Here is a 19344-nt window from a genome sequence, read left to right on the forward strand (position 1 = left end):
CGGTCCGTTGGCGCCAACTTGCAGATGCCGTCTTGGCCGGGTGGGATCAGTCGCTGTCCGGGGCGTCAGATTCTTCGAGGAGCCGGGTCGCGAGGTCGTCGGCCCACTCCACGGCCCAGGCGCGCAGGGCGGTGATGGTGGCATCGTCCAGGCCGTAGGCGGTGAAGGCATCGTCGTCGGTCCACTCGGCGCCGGTGAGGTTCGCTTGGAGGTCCTCGCGCTCGAAGCGGCCGCGGGCGTGGCGGCGGCCGAACTCTTCGAGCTCAGCGTTACTCCAGCGGTGGGAGGCCGCGTACACGTCGATCAGATCGCGTGGTGCTCCTCGGTCAGCCAGGGCGCGAACCTTGGTCCCGATCACGTCCTCCTCGGCGAGGACGGGTCCGTACGGGCTTTGGGCGACCGGCCGCCAGAAGATCTCTTTGAGGATGTCGACTTCGCATTCCTGCCCGGTGGCGGCGTCCGTCACGGTGAAGCGGGCAGACAGCGGGGCGGTCTCCAGCGCCTGCACCTCCCAGCCGCGGGCTGTCAGACCGCTGCAGAGTGCGGCCGCGATGTCGGCCATGGGCGCCGGGTTCTCGGTGGCGACATCGAGATCCTGGCTGGGGCGGTTCACGAGGCGGTGTGCCCTCACCGCATACCCGCCGGTGAGGACCAGGGGATACGGCGAGCCAAGGGCGATCACATCCGCCAGGAGCCGCGTGTGCAGCTCCGGCATGTCCGTCACGCGGCTGCCCGGGTGCGGGAGGCGAGCTCGGGGAAGGCGTCCTCCCACACGGTGCGCACGGTGCGACCGGCGAGGGTGCGCAGCACTGGCCACAGCTGGAGAAGCAGATCCCGGTTGAGGTAGCGGGGGAGGTCGTCGTGCAGGCCCTCGTGCAGGACGGTGCGGTACAGGCCCATGCGCTGGCGGGGTTTGTCCAGGTCGTACGAGGTCATCCCGGACCACGCCAGGTGCAGCGGCAGCTCCACGACGCCGTGGGTCGGTCCGTGCAGCTCGTCCAGTGACTCCGGTAGACGGCGCCGAAATTTTTCCCGGTACAGCGCGAGGTCCTCGGCGTCTGCGCCCGAGAGGTTGCTCGGCCCGGGTCCGGTGTGCTGCGGGTGGGAGGCCATGCCTCCATTATGGCGGCCGCACAGGGGCGGGGGCTTGTGGCTTCAGCCAAGGAGTCAATGTCACTGTCTGTGTCCGTCGCAGATGGGCAACGGTGCTCGGTGACAGGCATGATGGGGAACGGGACAGAGATGGAGTCGCCGGCGCAGGGCCCGTGTCGTCGGCTGGTTCTCCCCGAATTCTCCCCAGCGGATCCCGGAGGGTGAAAAGTGCTGGTCAGAGGCGCAGCGCAGGAAGGTAGAAGAGATCGCCCGCATCACTTCTCCCCAGAGACTCCCCAGGGCTGATTTCGCCCCGACCCGTGACCGGTGCGAGAGCAAAGGCCGCACAAGAACTGAGCTCGGCAAGAGGGACTCAGAGCCAGTCCCGTCGCTTGAAAATCACGTACAAACTGACGCAAACCACCCCCATCAGGCCGATCGCGAAGGGGTATCCGAAACTCCATCCCAACTCAGGCATGTGCTCGAAGTTCATGCCGTAAATAGTTCCGACCAGCGTGGGAGCAAACAGAATCGCAGCCCAGGATGAGATCTTCTTGATCTCCTCGTTCTGCTCGAACCCCGCCTCCGCCAGCGCCCGCATCTCCGCGTTCTGCTGCTGGGTGACCAGCGTCGCGTTCACCGTGAGGATCTCGGTGAGGGCCTGCCGGAAGCCGTCGACGCGCTCGCTGGTGTGGGTGACGTGGTCGGCGACGTCCCGCAGATAGCGCTGCAACTCCTCGTCCGTGCCGTACTTGGAGAAGCCGGCCATCAGGCCGTGCAGCATGCCGACCAGGGGGCGGGTGGCGCGCTGGAACTCGACCATCTCGCGGGAGAGTTCGTAGATGCGGCGGGAGACCTCCGGCTCGCCGCGGAAGACCTCCGTCTCGATCTCGTCGATGTCGTTCTGGACGCCCGTCACGACCGGGAGATAGCCGTCGACCACCGCGTCGAGGATGGCGTACAGCACGGCCTCCGGGCCGAGCTTCAGCAGGTCCGGCGACGCCTCCATGCGGTTGCGGACCGCCGACAGGTCGGGGGCCGCGCCGTGCCGGACCGTGATCACGAAGTCGGGGCCGACGAAGACGTGCAGCTCGCCGAAGTCGACCTCCTCGGGGGCGTCCAGATAGCGGGCCGCCCGCAGCACGACGAAGAGCGTCTCGCCGTACCGCTCCAGTTTGGGCCGCTGGTGGGCCTCCATCGCGTCCTCGACCGCCAGCGGATGCAGATCGAACTCGGCGGCCAGGGAGAGCAGTTCGGCCTCGGTGGGCCGGGCCAGTCCGATCCACGCCATACCGGAACGCTGGAGGCGCAGCTCGCGGAACGTTTCGGCGAGGGTCGCGGGGGAGGACACCCGCACGCCGTCCTGGTACAGGGCCGCCTGGACGATGCTCGCCGGTTCCGCCTCCGGGGGCGCCGGTTCCGCCTCGGGCGCCGGGCGCCGCTCCGGCGTCGGCGGGGTGGCCGCCGCGGCCAGGGACCGAAGCCAGGCGGACCTGCCCCGGCCCTTCCCGTTCGGTCGGGCACGTCGCTCGGACATCACGGCTGCCTCTCAGGTCGAGTCCATGGCTGCGTGATCACCGAGCAGGATATACGGGGCAAACGACGTCGGCGGGGGCGGGTGGCCGTGGATCCGGTGAGCCTTGCGGACAGAAGGTGTCCGCAACGGCGGCTACCGTGCGAAGCATGACGAAGACGGACCCCGTGCTCGGCACCCGCGCACTCAACCGCGCGACCCTCGACCGGCAGCTGCTGCTGAAGCGCTCGCACCTCACGGCGCGGGCGGCCGTGGAGCATCTGCTCGGGCTCCAGGCACAGAACGTCAAGCCGCCGTACTACGCCCTCGCCGCCCGCCTCGACGGCTTCCGCACCGAGGCGCTGTCCACGCTGATGGCCGACCGCGAGGTGGTCCGGATCGTCACCATGCGCTCGACCATCCACACCCACACCGCCGACGACGCCCTCACCCTGCGCCCGCTCGTCCAGGCCGCCCGCGACCGCGAGCTCACCAACTTCCGCAAGGGGCTCGTCGGCGTCGACCTGGACCGGCTCGCCGCCGTCGCCCGCGACCTCGTCGAGGCCGAGCCGCGCACCATGAAGCAGCTGCGCGAGGCCCTGCTCGAAGAGTGGCCGGACGCCGACCCGCAGTCCCTCGCGATCGCCGCCCGCTGCCGCCTCCCCCTCGTCCAGGTCACCCCGCGCGGACTGTGGGGGCAGAGCGGCCAGGTCGCCCTCACCACCGCCGAGCACTGGCTCGGCCGCCCGGCCGAACCCGTCCCGGCGCCGGACGCCACCGTCCTGCGCTATCTCGCCGCCTTCGGCCCCGCCTCCGTCAAGGACATGCAGACCTGGTCCGGCCTGACCCGCCTGCGCGAAGCCTTCGAGCGCCTGCGCCCTCGGCTGCTGACCTTCCGCGACGAGCACGGCGTCGAGCTCTTCGACCTCCCCGACGCCCCGCGCCCCGCCGCCGACACCCCGGCCCCGCCCCGCTTCCTCCCCGAGTTCGACAACCTCCTCCTCTCCCACGCCGACCGCACCCGCGTCATCCCGGCCGAGTACCGGGGCCGCAGCTGGGTCGGGAACATGGTGTACGCCACCTTCCTCGTCGACGGCTTCCTGGCGGGCGTGTGGAGGCTGGAGGAGGAGTCCCTGGTCATCGAGCCCTTCGGGAAGCTCACCAGGGCCCAGCGGGACGAGGTCACGGAAGAGGGGGCCCGCATGCTCGCCACCATGCACCCCGGGACCTCGTACGACATCCGGTTCGGGACCGTCGTACGCCCCTCCTAGAGTCCCCTCATGGAACTGCGCCAGCTCACCTACTTCGTCACCGTCGCCGAGGAACTGCACTTCGGGCGGGCCGCCGAGCGGCTGCACATCGTGCAGTCGGCGGTGAGTCAGCAGATCCAGCGGCTGGAGCGGGAGTTGGGGGCCGGCCTGTTCGACCGCTCGCCCCGGCGGGTGCGGCTGACGGCGGCCGGGGAGCGGCTGCTGCCCGAGGCGCGGGCCGTGCTGGCGGCCGCCGAGCGGGCCCGGGCGGCCGTCGCCCCGCCGCCGGGCCTCAGGCTCGGCACCAGCACCGGGCTCGGCGAGCACCTGGACCGGGTCCTCGCCGCGTTCACCCGGCGGGCGCCGGACGTGCCGGTCGAGCTGGTGTCCCTGCCCGTCTCCGCGCGGCTGGCCCGGGTCGCCGGCGGGCAGCTCGACGCCGCGTTCGTACGAGCCGTCGAGCCCGTCCCCGGCGTACGCGTCCTGCCGCTGTGGTCCGACCCCCTGGTGGCCGCGCTGCCCGCCGCGCATCCGCTCGCCGCCCGCCCCGAGATCGGCGTCGGGGAACTCGCCGGACTGCCGCTGGCCCTCACCGAGCGGCGCCACAATCCCGCCCTGGTCGACCTCGTCGTCGGTGCCTGTCACCAGGCCGGGTTCGAGCCGCTGCCCGGACCGGTCAACGGCTCCCTCCAGGACACCCTCGCCACGATCGGCACCCGCCCGCTGTGGACGGTCGTCTACGCCTCCCACGCGCGCGTGCTGCACACCCCGAGGGTGGCCTTCGTACCGTTCCGCGCGCCGGGGCTCGCCCTGTCCACGGGACTGGCCGTGCGGGCGTCGGAGCCCCCGCCGTATCTGGAGGAACTGCTCCTGGCCTGCGGCGATCACGAGAACTGATCGCTGCGGTCGCGGGCTGCTTCTTGGTCACGGACGCCGGAAGCGATGGACTGGGACCACCGAAGAGGAAGACCACTCAAGGGAGTCCAGTCATGCCGATCGTCACCGTCCAGCAGGGCCCGCGCGACACCGAGCTCAAGCGGGACCTCGTCAAGCGGATCACCGACGCGTTCGTGGACGCGTACAAGATCCCCGCCGAGACCGTCCAGGTCTGGATCCACGAGGTGCCCACCGACAGCTGGGGCGCGGCCGGGAAGCTCACCGCCGACAAGTAGCGCACGCATGGATAGAGGGCGCTGCGGGCCGCTCGTGGAGGCCCGCAACGCCCCCTGGTACTTCACCTGAGGGGTGCTCAGGAGAACTTCTGGGACCTATGAGTTGACCTGCGCGGTCACCAGGCTGGAGAAGGTGGTCAGCCGGGTGTAGACACCCGGGTAACCGGCCTCCGCGCAGCCCTCGCCCCAAGAAGTGATCCCTGCCAGGACGCCCCCGATGAGCAGGGGACCGCCGCTGTCGCCCTGGCAGGTGTCAACGCCGCCAGAGGTGTATCCGGCGCAAACCATGTCGGACTGGACGAAGTCCGAACCGTAGGAGCTCGCGCAGCTGGAGTCGGACACGATCGGCACGGTCGCGGTCCGCAGCTGGTTGGAGGAGCTGCCGTTCTCCGAGGTGGTGCCCCAGCCGAGGATGCGCGCGGTGGTGCCGGCCGCGTACACACTGGTCTGGGACGAGGAGACGTACGACGCCGGGGTGTACGACATCGCCGTCGAGAGGGTGAGGACGGCCACGTCGTCGCCGTTGGTGGCGTCGGTGTAGCCGGGGTTGATCCAGATCTTGCTGACCCGGCTGACCGTGCCGTTGGTGCCGTTGAGGTAGGTCCGGCCACCGACGACGCGGACGCTGCTCGTGGTCTCGCCGACCATGCAGTGGGCCGCCGTCACGACCTTGGTCGAGGAGACCAGGGTGCCGCCGCAGAACTGGTTCTGGGAGGCGTCCGTGATCTGCATCATGAACGGGTACGAGGTGGTCGTGGTCGTGGAACCGCCGACGATGGGCTGGGGAGCGGCTACGGCGGTGGGGGCGCCGAGCAGCGCGGTCGCTGCGGCCGCAGCGCCGGCCGCGATGACGGCCGCGGTCTTTCTTGCGCGGTTGAGCCCGAACATGAGTCTCCTCAGTGGGGGGTTGCCGGTGGGGGGACGCGCGGGTGTGGGGGGTTGAGCACGGGGGTCGCGGGACCGACCCCCGTATGCCCGGGCGAGCGGCACGTTCATAACCTAGAACCGGGAAGTTCCCCATCCCAATGAGGGAACCCCCTAGGGGAGTTGGGCAGGGAAAACCCTCGGTCGGCCGCAGGCGGACACCACGCGGGTCAGTAAAGCCCGCGCCCCCTCACTTCGTACGGCGCCCCGCCGCCAGTCGGACGATGTCCACCCGCGAGCGGATCCCCAGCTTGCGGTAGACCCGGGTCAGCGTCGCCTCGACCGTCTTGACGCTGATGAACAGCCGGGCGGCGATCTCCCGGTTGGTGGCGCCCTCCATGACGAGCGCGGCGACCTGACGCTCCATCGCCGCGAGCCCTTCGAGGGCGTCGGACGCCGGCGCGGGCACGGCGGCCGGTTCCGGTTCGGCCGCCGGTACGACGCTCGCCGCGTCCACCTGCCGCAGCCAGGGCAGCGCCCGGCAGCGCCGGAAGAGCCGGGCCGCCTCGTCGTACGACGTCGGCCCCGGGCGCCGGGTGCGCAGCTGGGCCAGCGCGAAGGCGGTGCGGGCCTCCTCCAGGCCGTACCCGAGTTTGGCGAGCCGGTCCTGCACCGAGGTCAACTGGGCGAGCGCGGCCTCGTGTTCACCGCGCGCGGCGCGCAGCAGCCCCTCGGCGCGGTCCAGCACCGCGAGCACGCTCTCCCGGCCGAGCCGCAGCGCCTGTTCCCGGGTGACGTCGATGACGTCCTGGGCCTCGCGCAGCTCGCCGGTCCGGACGAGGGCCTCGGCGAGATCGCCCTGCCAGCGGCCGCGGGCCGGGTCGGTGATGCCGAGCCCGTGCTCCAGCTCGCGCACCCGGCGCAGCGAGCGGACGGCTCCCTCGGCGTCCCCGGCGACCAGCTGGGCGTAGCCGAGGGCGGTCAGCGCGCGGGAGACGTACATCTGGTCGCCGTCCTCCTCGGCGTGGGCGACGGCCTCCCGGGCCAGCTCCAGCGCCCGTTCCACATCGCCGCCCGAGGCCTCGCCGAGCGAGGTGAGGACCGCGGAGGCGACCTCACCGATGCCGGTGTCCCGGGCCATCATCAGGCTCTCCCGGGCGAGGTCGAGGGCGCGGCCGCAGTGCCCGGAGCGCAGTTCGGTCTCGGCCACCCCGCGCAGGAAGTGCACCTCGCTCTCGACGGCCCCGGTGCGCTGCACCTCGCGCAGCAGCGCGGTGACCGTCGTACGGGCCTCGGCCAGCTGGTCGCTCATGATCAGCCAGCGGAACCGGGAGTAGCCGGCGCCGTTGTGATGGCACGACACCCGCGGGTCCTGGGGTTCCTTCAGGGCCTTCTTGATGGTCGCGGGGGCGTCCGGGTGGCCCATGAGGGTCTCGATCTGGGCCTGGAAGGCCAGCGCCATCAGCTCGTTGTAGCGGTCGCCGGCCTGCGCGGCGAGCGCCGCCGAGTGCGCCGCCTCCTCCCGGGCCCGGTCGAAGTCGCCGTCCACCAGCACGGCCCGCCAGGTCAGCTGGTAGTGGATCAGGGCGAGCAGCTGGGGGTCGTCGCCCGCGTCGGCGAGGGCCTGCGGGAAGACCGAGTCGACCTCGGTCATGGCGTGGCCCGCCGTGTCGATCACGATGATCCAGGCCCGCACCCGGTCCGCGGGCACGGTCGCCCGGGTCAGTACGTCCCGGGCGATGTCCCGGGCGAGGTCCAGCTCACCGGCGGTGATCGCGTCCTCGGCGGCCTGGAGGCGCCGTGCGTCGGGGTTGCCCTCGGCGGGGGTGTGGCGGGCGGCGAGCAGGCCGAGGGAGGCGGCGACCGAGGGGGCGCCGCGGTCCCGGGCGAGGGAGGCCGCCTCGGCGAGGCTGTCGGCGGTGTCCGGGTCGGTGCCGGTGGTGGCCAGGGCGAGATGCCGGGCCCGCTCGATGGGGTCGGAGGCGGCCTTCGACAGCGCCGCGTGCGCCGCCCTTCTCTCGTGCGCGGGCGCCTCCGCGTACAGCGCGGCCGAGATCAGCGGATGCGCGAACCGTACGGCGGGACCCTCGGGGTCGGTGGCCAGCAGGCCGAGGGCGGCGGCCTGGGCGGTCTCCGCCTCGGCGTTCTCCCGGCCGGCCGCGCGCAGCAGGGCGGGGGTGGGGCGGGCGCCGGCGCTCGCGACGAGGAGGGTGCGGCGGGCTTCGTCCGAGAGCATCTCCAGGCGGTTGAGGACCAGGGTGCGCAGCGAGGTGGGCACCGGGAGCGGCTCGCCGGGGCGGGGCGGGGTCGGGTTCTCGCTGAGGGCGCGGCCGAGTTCCAGGGCGAAGAGCGGGTTGCCGCCGCTGGTGCGGTGGATGTCCCGGACCGTGGAGCGGGGCAGGCCGGTGTAGCCGCGGTGGCCGAGCAGCTCGGAGACCTGGGTGCGGGAGAGCGGGTTGACGCGCAGGGCGAGGGTGTCGGGGGGTGACGCGCGTAGGTGACGGTCGTACTCCTGGCCCTCGGTCCGCACCGCGCACAGCATCCGCACCGGGGTGCCGCCGAGGCGGCGGGCGGCGAAGCCGAGGAGTTCGGCGCTGGCCGAGTCCAGCCACTGCACGTCGTCGGCGACGATCAGCACCGGGCCCTCGGCGGCGAGCGCGCGCAGCGCCGACAGCACCGCGAGGCGCAGGGCGAGGCCGTCGCGCTGGAGGGTGGATTCGCCGCGGCCGGTGAGCGCCGACTCCAGCGCGGTGCGCTGGGCGACGGGCAGCTTGCCGGAGACCTCGTCGAGGACCAGACCGAGCAGGTCGGCGAGGGCGAGGAAGGGGAGATGCGATTCGGACTCGGTGGCCGAGCAGCGCAACACGGTGTGCGCCGAGCCGCCGTTATCGGCGGCCAATGCCCGCAGGACGGTGGATTTTCCTATTCCGGCGGGGCCGTGCAGCAGCACGCTGCCGCCCCGGGCGAGCTGCTCGCGGGCCTGGCCGAACACCTCCTCACGGCCGATCACCAGGTCAGGGCGGCATCTCGCAGGCTCCTGGAAGTCCCGTTGCACGGTCGCCGCTCCCCTCGTGTCGTGTCCGGGCCAAATTCTAGGCAACGATTCTTTGAAATCCGGAGGGGAGACGCGGTGAGGGAAATAACAACCTCACAGCATGGGGAAATTCAAAGCACAGCTGAATGAATGGATGGCCAACGTTTCCGGGTCGTCCGGCCGGCCCGGCTAGGGCAGCAGCCCCGCCCGGCGCGCCGCCGCCACCGCCTCTCCTCGGGTGTGCGCGCCGAGCCTGCGCATGGCCGACCGCAGGTATCCCTTGACCGTCTCCGGCCGCAGCCCCAGCCGCCGGGCGGCGGCCGCGTTCGTCGCCCCCGCGGCCACACAGGCGAGGACGTCCAGCTCCCGCGGGGTGAGCGTGGCCCGCTCCGGTTGCCGGGGCGTGAGCAGCCCGCAGGCGTCGAGGAGTTCGGCCCGCAGCTCCGGGTCGGTGATCCGCGGCGCCAGCGCGCGCAGCGCCGCGTGCGCCTCCCGGACCTGCTCCCGCGACACCGGGTCCACCTCGGCCGGCCCGGCCGCCGCCACCAGTTCCCGCGCCTCCTCGCGCACCACCAGCGCCTGCTCCACGTCCCGCGCCGCCTCCATCGCCGCGCTCAGCACCCGGTCACCGAGCGGCTGTACGGTGCGCAGCGCCCCGTACAGGACACCCCGCACCCGGCGCCGTACGACGACGGGCACCGCCACGATCGAGCGCAGGCCCTCGGCGGCGACCGGGGCGTCGTACTCGTGGCTGATCTGCCGTGAGGACGAGTAGTCGGTCACCGCGCAGGGCCGGGCGAGCGCGACGGCCTTGCCGCCCAGGCCGCTGCCCGAGACCACGGCGAGCGCGCGCAGCGCGACCGTCGAGGTACCGCTCAGTTCGCTGATGCGCATCTGCGGCCGGCCGGCCTCCACCAGCCCGCCGAAGGCGACCGGGAGCCCGGTCGTGCGCCGCAGCCGCACCAGCGCGTTCCGGATCTCCGCAGCGTCCGTGCTCACCTGTTCGTCCTTTCGCCGCGGCGCACACCCCCGTTCGGGGGTAGTGAGACCTGCATCACGGAGTAAACGATGACAGGGAGCCGCTCGGCAATGGTGCCGGTCACGAGGAGGACAGATGACGACGGAGCTGTTCCGCGGTGCGCGGGACTTCCTGCTCGCCCACCGCGAGGACTACGCGACGGCCTACGAGGGCTTCGCCTGGCCGCGTCCCGAGCGCTTCAACTGGGCGCTCGACTGGTTCGACGTCATCGCGCACGGGAACGCCGCGACCGCGCTGCACATCGTCGAGGAGGACGGCCGGGAGACCAAGCTGTCCTTCGGGGAGCTGGCGGTCCGCTCCGACCAGGCCGCGAACTGGCTGCGGGAGCGGGGGGTGGCCGCCGAGGACCGCATCCTGGTGATGCTGGGCAACCAGGCCGAGCTGTGGATCACGGCGCTGGCCGCGATGAAGCTGCGCGCCGTCGTCATCCCGGCCACCCCGCTGCTCGGCCCGGCCGACCTGCGCGACCGTGTCGAGCGCGGGCGGGTGCGGCATGTGATCGTGCGCTCCGAGGACGCGGACAAGTTCGCGGAGGTGCCCGGCTCCTACACCCGGATCGCGGCGGGCGACCCGGTGGCGGGCTGGCTGGCGCTGGACGACCTGTACGAGGCCGACGCCTCGTTCACGCCCGACGGCCCCACCCGTGCCGACGACCCGCTGATGCTGTACTTCACCTCGGGCACCACCGCCCGCCCCAAGCTGGTCGAGCACACCCACACCTCGTACCCGATCGGGCACCTGGCCACCATGTACTGGATCGGCCTCAAGCCCGGCGACGTGCATCTGAACATCTCCTCGCCCGGCTGGGCCAAGCACGCCTGGTCGAACCTGTTCGCGCCCTGGAACGCGGAAGCCACCGTCTTCATCCACAACTACACGCGCTTCGACGCGGCCCGCCTGATGGCCGAGATGGACCGCGCGGGAGTCACCACCTTCTGCGCGCCGCCGACCGTGTGGCGGATGCTCATCCAGGCCGACCTGACCCAGCTGCGGACCCCGCCGCGGGAGGTGGTGGCGGCGGGCGAGCCGCTGAACCCCGAGGTCATCGAGCAGGTGCGGCGGGCGTGGGGCGTGACGATCCGGGACGGCTTCGGGCAGACGGAGACGGCCGTGCAGGTCTCCAACAGCCCCGGTCAGCCCCTGAAGACCGGCTCCATGGGACGGCCCAGCCCCGGCTACCGGGTGGAGCTGCTCGACCCGGTGACGGGAGCGCCCGGCGCGGCCGAGGGCGAGATCGCACTCGACCTGTCCGCCCGTCCCGTCGGCCTGATGACCGGCTACCACGGCGACGCGGACCGTACGGCGGAGGCGATGGCCGGCGGCTACTACCGCACGGGCGACATCGGTTCGCGGGACGAGGACGGATACATCACGTATGTCGGCCGGGCCGACGACGTCTTCAAGGCCAGCGACTACAAGATCAGCCCCTTCGAGCTGGAGAGCGCGCTGCTGGAGCACGAGGCCGTCGCCGAGGCGGCCGTGGTGCCCGCGCCGGACGAGCTGCGGCTCGCGGTGCCGAAGGCGTACGTGGTGCTGGCGGAGGGCTGGGAGCCCGGCCCGGACACCGCGAAGGTCCTCTTCGAGCACTCGCGGGAGGTGCTCGCCCCGTACAAGCGCATCCGCCGGCTGGAGTTCGCGCCGCTGCCCAAGACCGTCTCCGGCAAGATCCGCCGCATCGAGCTGCGCGAGGCCACGGCCGAGGGCTCGGACGCCGAGTACCGCGAGGAGGACTTCCGATGAGCTCCTACAGCCATGGCACGAGCGGGACGTCACTGCTCGGGGACACGATCGGCGCGAACCTCGACCGGGCGGTGGCCCGTTGGCCGGAGCGCGAGGCGCTGGTCGACGTACCGTCCGGGCGGCGCTGGACGTACGGTGAATTCGCCGCGGACGTCGAGGAGTTGGCGTACGCGCTGCTGGCGAGCGGGGTCGCCAAGGGCGACCGGGTGGGCATCTGGGCGGTCAACTGCCCCGAGTGGGTGCTGGTCCAGTACGCCACCGCCCGCATCGGCGCCATCATGGTGAACATCAACCCGGCGTACCGCACCCACGAGGTCGAGTACGTCCTCAACCAGGCCGGGATCTCCCTGCTGTTCGCGTCCGTCGGCCACAAGACCAGCGACTACCGGGCGATGGTCGGGGAAGTGCGGGGGAAGTGCCCGCAGTTGCGGGAGACCGTGTTCATCGGGGACCCGAGCTGGGACGCGCTGCTCGCCCGCGCGACCCCGGCGCCGTATCCGGAGCTGTCCTGCGACGACCCGATCAACATCCAGTACACGTCGGGGACGACGGGCTTCCCGAAGGGGGCGACACTCTCCCACCACAACATCCTCAACAACGGCTACTTCGTAGGTGAGTTGATCGCCTACTCAGAGCAGGACCGGATCTGTATCCCGGTCCCCTTCTACCACTGCTTCGGCATGGTGATGGGCAACCTGGCGGCGACCTCGCACGGCGCCTGCATGGTGATCCCGGCCCCGTCCTTCGACCCGAAGGCCACGCTGGAGGCGGTGCAGCAGGAGCGCTGCACCTCGTTGTACGGCGTACCGACCATGTTCATCGCGGAGTTGAACGACCCGGACTTCGCGACGTACGACCTCTCCTCCCTCCGCACCGGCATCATGGCCGGCTCGCCCTGCCCGGTGGAGGTGATGAAACGGGTGGTCGCCGAGATGCACATGGCGGAGGTCTCCATCTGCTACGGCATGACGGAGACGTCCCCCGTGTCCTTGCAGACGCGCCGCGACGACGACCTGGAACACCGCACCGGCACGGTCGGCCGGGTCCTGCCGCACATCGAGGTCAAGGTCGTCGACCCGGCGACCGGGGTGACCCAACCCCGGGGCACGGCAGGGGAGTTGTGCACCCGGGGCTACAGCGTGATGCTCGGCTACTGGAACGAGCCCGAGAAGACCGCCGAGTCGATCGACGCGGGACGCTGGATGCACACCGGCGACCTGGCCGTGATGCGTGAGGACGGCTACGTCGAGATCGTCGGCCGCATCAAGGACATGATCATCCGGGGTGGCGAGAACATCTACCCGCGCGAGATCGAGGAGTTCCTCTACGCCCACCCGAAGATCGCGGACGTGCAGGTCGTCGGCGTACCCCACGAGCGGTACGGCGAGGAGGTACTGGCCTGCGTCATCCCCCGCGACCCGGCCGACCCGCCGACCCTGGAGGAGGTACGCGCCTTCTGCGAGGGCCGGCTGGCGCACTACAAGGTGCCGAGCAGGCTCCAGGTGCTGGAGTCGTTCCCGATGACGGTGTCGGGGAAGGTACGCAAGGTGGAACTGCGGGAGACGTACGCGGCGGAATAGGGCGTCCTTGAGCCGCAGCGGAACAGGGGGTTCAGTCCCGGCGCATGCACACGCGCGGCCAGCGGTCGAGGCCGAGCTCGGCCTCATGGGCGCGGATCTTCCGCAGCCCGGGGGTGAGTTCGGCCTCGCCGAGCACGCGGAAGCCGAGGCGCTCGTAGTACGGGGCGTTCCAGGGCACCTCGGTGAAGGTGGTCAGGGTGAGACCGGTGAGGCCCTCGTCGCGGGCGCGTTCGGCGGCGTGGGCGAGGAGGGCCTCACCGATGCGCCGGTGCGCGAAGTCCGGGTGGACCGAGACCTGCTCGACGTGCAGGGCACCGTCGACGGGCTCACCGATCAGATAGCCGACGGGGCGATCCTCGTCGCCGACCGCGACCCAGGCCCGCCCCTGGCTGCGGTACCCCTCCAGAACGTCCACCGGGAACGGCTCGTCCTCGGCGATCGCCGTCATGCCGACCGCGTGGAAGACGGTACCGGCGGCGCGCTCGATGTCCTGGAGGGCGGTGAGTTCGTCGGCTGCGACGGGGCGGATGCGCATCGGGCGAGTATGACGATCACGGCACCCGACCGCACCGGATTTCCGACGCCGGGGCGCGAGCCGTGCCGCGCTTCGGTGGGCCCTGGGGGCGAGCGGCGCCGTGCCTTGGTGGGCCTGGTCGTCGGCCGGCCCGTGCCTCGGTGGGCCCTGGGTGTCGGCCGCCCGTGCCTGGCTGGGCCCCGCCCCTCAGTCGCCTCGCGTCCGCTGCGCCCCGCGCGCCATCCGATCCGCGCCTCGGTGACCCTCATGCCCCGCTACCGCACCGGCCCATCGACCGTGTGCCTCGCCGCACCTCACCCCACCGCCCCAGCTCATAGACCGTGCGCCTCGCTGCACCTCACCTCGCGCCATCGCCACTGCCCCGGCCCATCGATCGCGCGCCCCGCCGCCACCGCCCTGGCCCATCGACCGCGCGCCTCACCTCACGCCACCGCGCCCCGCCCCGGCTCATAGACCGCGCGCCTCACCTCACGCCACCGCGCCCCGCCCCGGCTCATAGACCGCGCGCCTCACCTCACGCCCCCGCACCCGGCGACCCCGCTCAACCGCCGGAGGCCTCCGCTCCGGTTGCGTCCAGTTCGTCCGCCCTGCTGTTCACCGGCTGGGGCGTGCCCGTGAGGTCGAGGACGAACAGGGGGACGGCCAGGGAGTCGGCGACCGTCCGGGCGTCCGTGGCGTAGCCGGCCAGGGAGAAGTAGACGCAGTCCGCGGACTCCGTCATCGCCGTCAGCCACAGGCATTCGACGTCGCGGAGGGAGGCCGGGCGGACCGTGGGGTCGACCTGGGCCAGGAGGCCGCGGGCGGCGAGGCCGATGCCGTTCGGGGGGCGTTGGTCGGCGCGGCGGATGTCCGCGTAGCCGAGCCAGCGCAGATACAGGGCCGCGGCCGTCACCGCGTCGCGTGCCGTGCGGATCGTCACCGGCTGGAACGTGCGCCGCCGGGACTGCTCGACGCGGCGGGCCGTCGGGATGCCGACCGCCTCCGCCGCGACCGGGACCCGCAGCACCGTCCCGCACGCGCAGCCCACCTCCGGATGCGGCCACTCGCCCGTGCGCCCGCAGCGCGCGCACAGCACCGTCACCCAGTCGTCCTCCCAGGACCGGTGCGTCACCGCCGTCGCCCGCGCGCGCCGGTCCAGCGGCGGTGTCACCGGCGCCCCGCAGGCGCACGGATAGGACGGTGCCGCATAGAAGTGCTCGCGCCGGCAGACCGGGCAGCGCACCGACACGTTCTCGGACATAGCCCACTCCAGAACGACCCCACGTCGGGACAGCGCTCCCATCGTCCTCCAGTCGACCCCCGCTTGTCCGTCTCTTGACGGCCTTCACCCCTCCACTTACATTGATTCCAGATCGTAGAAGTTAGTTTCCGCAATGCGGAATATGGATACGGAAAGTGCTCGCCGCGGGGCGCGACGGGAGTACGAATCCGGCAGCCGAAGCAGGGAGTACTCGATGGCACGTATGACCGCTGCCCGCGCGGCAGTTGAGATCCTCAAGCGCGAGGGCGTCACCAACGCGTTCGGGGTGCCCGGCGCGGCGATCAACCCCTTCTACCGCGCCCTCAAGGAGGGCGGCGGCATCGACCACACGCTCGCCCGGCACGTCGAGGGCGCCTCCCACATGGCCGAGGGCTACACCCGCGCCAACCCGGGCAACATCGGCGTCTGCATCGGCACCTCGGGCCCGGCCGGCACCGACATGATCACCGGCCTGTACTCGGCGATCGGCGACTCGATCCCGATCCTGTGCATCACCGGCCAGGCGCCGGTCAGCGTCATCCACAAAGAGGACTTCCAGGCCGTCGACATCGCGTCGATCGCCAAGCCCGTCACCAAGGCGGCCACCACCGTCCTGGAGGCGGCCCAGGTCCCCGGCGTCTTCCAGCAGGCGTTCCACCTGATGCGCTCCGGCCGCCCCGGCCCGGTCCTCATCGACCTGCCCATCGACGTCCAGCTCACCGAGATCGAGTTCGACCCGGAGACGTACGAGCCGCTCCCGGTCTACAAGCCGGCGGCCACCCGCGCCCAGATCGAGAAGGCGATCGAGTTCCTGCTCGCCTCCGAGCGCCCGCTGATCGTCGCGGGCGGCGGCGTCATCAACGCCGACGCCTCTGACCTCCTCGTGGAGTTCGCCGAGCTCACCGGCACCCCGGTGATCCCGACCCTGATGGGCTGGGGCACCATCCCCGACGACCACGAGCTGAACGCCGGCATGGTCGGCCTCCAGACCTCGCACCGCTACGGCAACGCGACCTTCCTGGAGTCCGACTTCGTCCTCGGCATCGGCAACCGCTGGGCCAACCGGCACACCGGCTACAAGCTCGACGTCTACCGCCGGGGCCGCAAGTTCGTCCACGTCGACATCGAGCCCACCCAGATCGGCAAGATCTTCCCGCCGGACTACGGCATCACCTCCGACGCCAAGGCCGCCCTGGAGCTCTTCGTCGAGGTCGCGCGCGAGCTGAAGGCCGCGGGCAGGCTCCCCGACCGCTCCGCGTGGATCGCCTCCCACCTGGAGCGCAAGGCCACGCTGCTGCGCCGTACGCACTTCGACGACGTGCCCCTGAAGCCGCAGCGGGTCTACGAGGAGATGAACAAGGCCTTCGGCCCCGAGACGCGGTACGTCACCACGATCGGCCTGTCGCAGATCGCGGGCGCCCAGATGCTGCACGTCTACAAGCCGCGGCACTGGATCAACTGCGGCCAGGCCGGCCCGCTCGGCTGGACCATCCCGGCCGCGCTCGGCGTCGCCAAGGCCGACCCGGAGGCCCAGGTCGTCGCGCTCTCCGGCGACTACGACTTCCAGTTCATGCTGGAGGAGCTGGCCGTCGGCGCGCAGCACAAGATCCCGTACGTCCATGTCCTCGTCAACAACGCCTACCTGGGCCTGATCCGGCAGGCGCAGATCGGTCTCGACATCAACTTCCAGGTCAACCTGGAGTTCGAGAACATCAACTCCCCGGAGCTGGGCGTCTACGGCGTCGACCACATCAAGGTCGTCGAGGGCCTCGGCTGCAAGGCCATCCGCGTCACCGAGCCCGACCAGCTGCTGCCGGCCTTCGAGGAGGCCAAGAAGCTGGCCGCCGAGTACCGGGTGCCGGTCGTGGTCGAGGCGATCCTGGAGCGGGTCACCAACATCGCGATGAGCAAGACCGCCGACATCAGCGACGTCACCGAGTTCGAGGAGCTCGCGACCGAGCCGGGGCACGCGCCGACGGCGATCAGGACGCTGAAGGTCTGAGGCAGCCGCACTGCTGAAGGGGCGGTCCATCCGGGGGGATGGGCCGCCCTTTCGGCATGCCCCGTCCCCCCGGGTGTCCGTTCCCCCGTTTCCCCCGTTCCCCCCGTCACGCGGCGCCCGCCGCCCCCGTGCCGGCGGGCGCCGCGTGACGACAATGTGCCCGTCCTCGGGGGCGGTTGAAGCCTCCGGGGACGGGTTCAGAGGTTGATTTGAGGGTTCCGTAGCCCGCGTACGCACACTGCTGTACGGGGCTCAGTGCTCGTGTTGCTCGTGGTGCTCGGACAGGCCCGGCCAGTCGTCCGGGCCGCCGCCCTGCCATTCCACGATGTCCTCGTCCTCCACCTCGATCCGGTCGAGATCGGCGAGGCGCAGCAGCTCCACGACGTCGTCCAGGTGGGAGGCGACGCCGAGGTTGTGGTCGTCCGCGGTGACCCGCCGGGAGCCGTCCAGGCCCGGCGAGTGCACCACGACATGCGGGTGGTGCGATGCGTGTGCCATGCCTTCAGCGTCCCGCCGGGAGACGCCGACCGCACCCCGGACACAGCGAGAAGCACCGGATACGGGACCGTCCGTATCCGGTGCTTCGGGTGTTGCCGTCCTGCTGGGACCGCGGCGGCGGCGACGGAGCCCGAGAAGCCCTTCCCTCAGGTCGAGAAGAGGATCTCCGGTCCTTCACCACCGCACTGGCTCGCACGCCGCCGCGGTCCATCACCCTGCCCGTGCCCCGTACCGAGGGACCACCCCTCATCCGGGTCGCTCAGTGTTCGGGCGCGAACAGGGAGTCTTCGCCGGAAACCGGCTGCCCGGCTCAGTCCTCGCGCAGGGCGCGGACCGCCTCCTCCACGCGCTTGCCGTACTCAGGGTCGGCGGCGTGGAAGTGAGCCAGGTTCTTCTCGATCACGTCGTCGCGGGAGACCTGGGACAGGCCGCCGGCGATGTTCGCGACCAGACGCGCCTTCTCGTCCTCCGACATCAGCCGGTACAGCTCGCCGGCCTGGAAGAAGTCGTCGTCCTTGGTGTGCTGCGGGGCCTCGTGGGTGCCGGTCCAGCCGCTGACCGCCAGCGGGGCGGAGAGCGGGCGGCCGGTCTGAGCCGGGCCGTCGTAGGAGTTGGGCTCGTAGTTCTTCGCCGCGCGGCCCTGGGAGTTGGTGGCCATGAGGCCGTCCCGGCCGCAATTGCTGGCGACGGTCGCCTTGGGGGCGTTCACCGCGAGCTGGGTGTGGTTGACGCCCAGCCGGTAGCGGTGCGCGTCCGCGTAGGCGAACAGGCGGCCCTGGAGCATCTTGTCCGGCGACGGGCCGATGCCCGGCACGAAGTTGTTCGGGGAGAACGCGGCCTGCTCGACCTCGGCGAACACGTTGTCCGGGTTGCGGTCGAGGACCAGCCGGCCCACGCGCTGCAACGGGTAGTCCTGGTGCGGCCACACCTTGGTGAGGTCGAACGGGTTGAAGCGGTAGTCCGCCGCCTCGGCCGCCGGCATCAGCTGGACGTAGAGGGTCCAGGACGGGTTCACCCCGCGCTCGATGGCCTGCAACAGGTCCGTCTGGTGCGAGTTGGGGTCCTTGCCGGCGAGCTCGGCACCCTGCTCGGCGGACAGGCAGCGGATGCCCTGGTTGGTCTTGAAGTGGTACTTGACGAAGAAGGCCTCGCCGTCGGCGTTCGTCCACTGGTAGGTGTGCGAGCCGTAGCCGTTCATGTGGCGGTACGACGCCGGGATGCCGCGGTCGCCCATCAGCCAGGTGATCTGGTGCGTGGCCTCGGGGGCGTGCGCCCAGAAGTCCCAGACGTTGTCCGGCTCCTGACGGCCCGTGAACGGGTCGCGCTTCTGCGAGTGGATGAAGTCGGGGAACTTGATCGGGTCCTTGATGAAGAACACCGGGGTGTTGTTGCCGACGAGGTCGTAGTTGCCCTCCTCGGTGTAGAACTTCACGGCGAAGCCGCGCGGGTCACGCACCGCGTCCGCGCCGCCGAGCGAGTCCGCCACGGTGGAGAAGCGCAGGAAGACCTCGGTGCGCTTGCCGACGCCGCTGAGGAAGTCGGCGTGCGTGAACCCGGTGACGTCGTCGGTCACCTCGAAGTAGCCGTACGCGCCGCTGCCACGGGCGTGCACCACGCGCTCCGGGATGCGCTCGCGGTTGAAGCGGGCGAGCTTCTCCAGCAGGTGCTGGTCCTGGAGGAGGAGCGGACCGCCGACACCGGCGGAGGCGGAATTCTGGTTGTCGGCGACCGGGGCGCCGGACTCGGTCGTCAGCACGCGCTTCGACATCGGGGACCTTCCGTACG

Annotated in this window: 16 protein-coding genes; 6 read left to right on the forward strand and 10 right to left on the reverse strand. The window is 71.4% G+C overall.

Going from position 1 to position 19344, the window contains the following annotated elements; genetic code table 11:
• Positions 1-46 precede the first annotated feature (46 nt).
• From EJC51_RS37260 to EJC51_RS37270, 3 genes are all read right to left on the reverse strand, one after another.
• Positions 47-715 carry a nucleotidyl transferase AbiEii/AbiGii toxin family protein gene (locus EJC51_RS37260; RefSeq protein WP_208870768.1) on the reverse strand — a complete coding sequence of 223 codons (669 nt, stop codon included), beginning with the start codon at positions 713-715 and terminating at the stop codon, positions 47-49.
• A gap of 5 nt (positions 716-720) precedes the next feature.
• Complete coding sequence (locus EJC51_RS37265; protein WP_126275081.1) at positions 721-1113, reverse strand: hypothetical protein; 393 nt, start codon at positions 1111-1113, stop codon at positions 721-723.
• 352 nt (positions 1114-1465) lie between these two features.
• The gene (locus EJC51_RS37270) at positions 1466-2629 is read right to left on the reverse strand and encodes a magnesium and cobalt transport protein CorA (RefSeq protein ID WP_126275082.1); all 1164 of its coding nucleotides are present in this window, start codon (positions 2627-2629) and stop codon (positions 1466-1468) included.
• A 146-nt stretch (positions 2630-2775) separates the two neighbouring features.
• Between EJC51_RS37270 and EJC51_RS37275 the strand changes: the two genes are divergently transcribed.
• From EJC51_RS37275 to dmpI, 3 genes are all read left to right on the forward strand, one after another.
• The gene (locus tag EJC51_RS37275) at positions 2776-3876 is read left to right on the forward strand and encodes a winged helix DNA-binding domain-containing protein (protein ID WP_126275083.1); all 1101 of its coding nucleotides are present in this window, start codon (positions 2776-2778) and stop codon (positions 3874-3876) included.
• A gap of 9 nt (positions 3877-3885) precedes the next feature.
• Positions 3886-4752: a LysR family transcriptional regulator gene (locus EJC51_RS37280; protein WP_126275084.1), complete on the forward strand. Its 867-nt coding sequence runs from the start codon at positions 3886-3888 to the stop codon at positions 4750-4752.
• A 92-nt stretch (positions 4753-4844) separates the two neighbouring features.
• Positions 4845-5027, forward strand: coding sequence for a 4-oxalocrotonate tautomerase DmpI (gene dmpI, locus EJC51_RS37285; protein WP_126275085.1), 183 nt, complete (start codon positions 4845-4847; stop codon positions 5025-5027).
• Positions 5028-5123: 96 nt separating this feature from the next.
• Here the strand turns inward: dmpI and EJC51_RS37290 are convergent, their stop codons facing one another.
• The 3 genes from EJC51_RS37290 to EJC51_RS37300 all read right to left on the reverse strand — a co-directional run bounded on the left by EJC51_RS37290 (position 5124) and on the right by EJC51_RS37300 (position 9924).
• Entirely contained in the window at positions 5124-5915 is a 792-nt protein-coding gene (locus EJC51_RS37290) for a S1 family peptidase (protein WP_126275086.1), read from the reverse strand.
• A gap of 226 nt (positions 5916-6141) precedes the next feature.
• A complete protein-coding gene (locus EJC51_RS37295) occupies positions 6142-8901 on the reverse strand; it encodes an ATP-binding protein (protein ID WP_244363023.1) in 2760 nt (919 codons plus the stop codon).
• Positions 8902-9114: 213 nt separating this feature from the next.
• Positions 9115-9924 (reverse strand): response regulator transcription factor, encoded by an 810-nt coding sequence (locus tag EJC51_RS37300; protein ID WP_126275088.1) that lies wholly within the window; start codon positions 9922-9924, stop codon positions 9115-9117.
• A 115-nt stretch (positions 9925-10039) separates the two neighbouring features.
• Here EJC51_RS37300 and EJC51_RS37305 point away from each other — a divergent pair, with 115 nt between their 5' ends.
• Together EJC51_RS37305 and EJC51_RS37310 are read left to right on the forward strand one after the other, a co-directional pair.
• Entirely contained in the window at positions 10040-11704 is a 1665-nt protein-coding gene (locus EJC51_RS37305; RefSeq protein ID WP_126275089.1) for an AMP-binding protein, read from the forward strand.
• Complete coding sequence (locus tag EJC51_RS37310) at positions 11701-13284, forward strand: AMP-binding protein (RefSeq protein ID WP_126275090.1); 1584 nt, start codon at positions 11701-11703, stop codon at positions 13282-13284. The genes EJC51_RS37305 and EJC51_RS37310 overlap by 4 nt, the downstream gene beginning before the upstream one ends.
• 31 nt (positions 13285-13315) lie before the next feature.
• Here the strand turns inward: EJC51_RS37310 and EJC51_RS37315 are convergent, their stop codons facing one another.
• Positions 13316-13819 (reverse strand): GNAT family N-acetyltransferase, encoded by a 504-nt coding sequence (locus EJC51_RS37315; RefSeq protein WP_126275091.1) that lies wholly within the window; start codon positions 13817-13819, stop codon positions 13316-13318.
• A gap of 541 nt (positions 13820-14360) precedes the next feature.
• A complete protein-coding gene (locus EJC51_RS37320; RefSeq protein WP_126275092.1) occupies positions 14361-15059 on the reverse strand; it encodes a hypothetical protein in 699 nt (232 codons plus the stop codon).
• A gap of 214 nt (positions 15060-15273) precedes the next feature.
• Between EJC51_RS37320 and gcl the strand changes: the two genes are divergently transcribed.
• Positions 15274-17061 carry a glyoxylate carboligase gene (gene gcl, locus EJC51_RS37325; protein ID WP_126275093.1) on the forward strand — a complete coding sequence of 596 codons (1788 nt, stop codon included), beginning with the start codon at positions 15274-15276 and terminating at the stop codon, positions 17059-17061.
• Positions 17062-17313: 252 nt separating this feature from the next.
• Here the strand turns inward: gcl and EJC51_RS37330 are convergent, their stop codons facing one another.
• The gene (locus tag EJC51_RS37330) at positions 17314-17559 is read right to left on the reverse strand and encodes a hypothetical protein (RefSeq protein WP_097270419.1); all 246 of its coding nucleotides are present in this window, start codon (positions 17557-17559) and stop codon (positions 17314-17316) included.
• Positions 17560-17869: 310 nt separating this feature from the next.
• Entirely contained in the window at positions 17870-19327 is a 1458-nt protein-coding gene (locus EJC51_RS37335) for a catalase (RefSeq protein ID WP_126275094.1), read from the reverse strand.
• Positions 19328-19344 lie beyond the last annotated feature (17 nt).

The sequence above is a fragment of the Streptomyces aquilus genome (genome assembly GCF_003955715.1).
Taxonomy (GTDB): Bacteria; Actinomycetota; Actinomycetes; order Streptomycetales; family Streptomycetaceae; genus Streptomyces; species Streptomyces aquilus.

Coding starts and splice junctions, on each gene's coding strand:
- EJC51_RS37260 (WP_208870768.1), bottom strand. CDS start 715: ATGCCGGAGCTGCACACGCGGCTCCTGGCGGATGTGATCGCCCTTGGC.
- EJC51_RS37265 (WP_126275081.1), bottom strand. CDS start 1,113: ATGGCCTCCCACCCGCAGCACACCGGACCCGGGCCGAGCAACCTCTCG.
- EJC51_RS37270 (WP_126275082.1), bottom strand. CDS start 2,629: ATGTCCGAGCGACGTGCCCGACCGAACGGGAAGGGCCGGGGCAGGTCC.
- EJC51_RS37275 (WP_126275083.1), top strand. CDS start 2,776: ATGACGAAGACGGACCCCGTGCTCGGCACCCGCGCACTCAACCGCGCG.
- EJC51_RS37280 (WP_126275084.1), top strand. CDS start 3,886: ATGGAACTGCGCCAGCTCACCTACTTCGTCACCGTCGCCGAGGAACTG.
- dmpI (WP_126275085.1), top strand. CDS start 4,845: ATGCCGATCGTCACCGTCCAGCAGGGCCCGCGCGACACCGAGCTCAAG.
- EJC51_RS37290 (WP_126275086.1), bottom strand. CDS start 5,915: ATGTTCGGGCTCAACCGCGCAAGAAAGACCGCGGCCGTCATCGCGGCC.
- EJC51_RS37305 (WP_126275089.1), top strand. CDS start 10,040: ATGACGACGGAGCTGTTCCGCGGTGCGCGGGACTTCCTGCTCGCCCAC.
- EJC51_RS37310 (WP_126275090.1), top strand. CDS start 11,701: ATGAGCTCCTACAGCCATGGCACGAGCGGGACGTCACTGCTCGGGGAC.
- EJC51_RS37315 (WP_126275091.1), bottom strand. CDS start 13,819: ATGCGCATCCGCCCCGTCGCAGCCGACGAACTCACCGCCCTCCAGGAC.
- EJC51_RS37320 (WP_126275092.1), bottom strand. CDS start 15,059: ATGTCCGAGAACGTGTCGGTGCGCTGCCCGGTCTGCCGGCGCGAGCAC.
- gcl (WP_126275093.1), top strand. CDS start 15,274: ATGGCACGTATGACCGCTGCCCGCGCGGCAGTTGAGATCCTCAAGCGC.
- EJC51_RS37330 (WP_097270419.1), bottom strand. CDS start 17,559: ATGGCACACGCATCGCACCACCCGCATGTCGTGGTGCACTCGCCGGGC.
- EJC51_RS37335 (WP_126275094.1), bottom strand. CDS start 19,327: ATGTCGAAGCGCGTGCTGACGACCGAGTCCGGCGCCCCGGTCGCCGAC.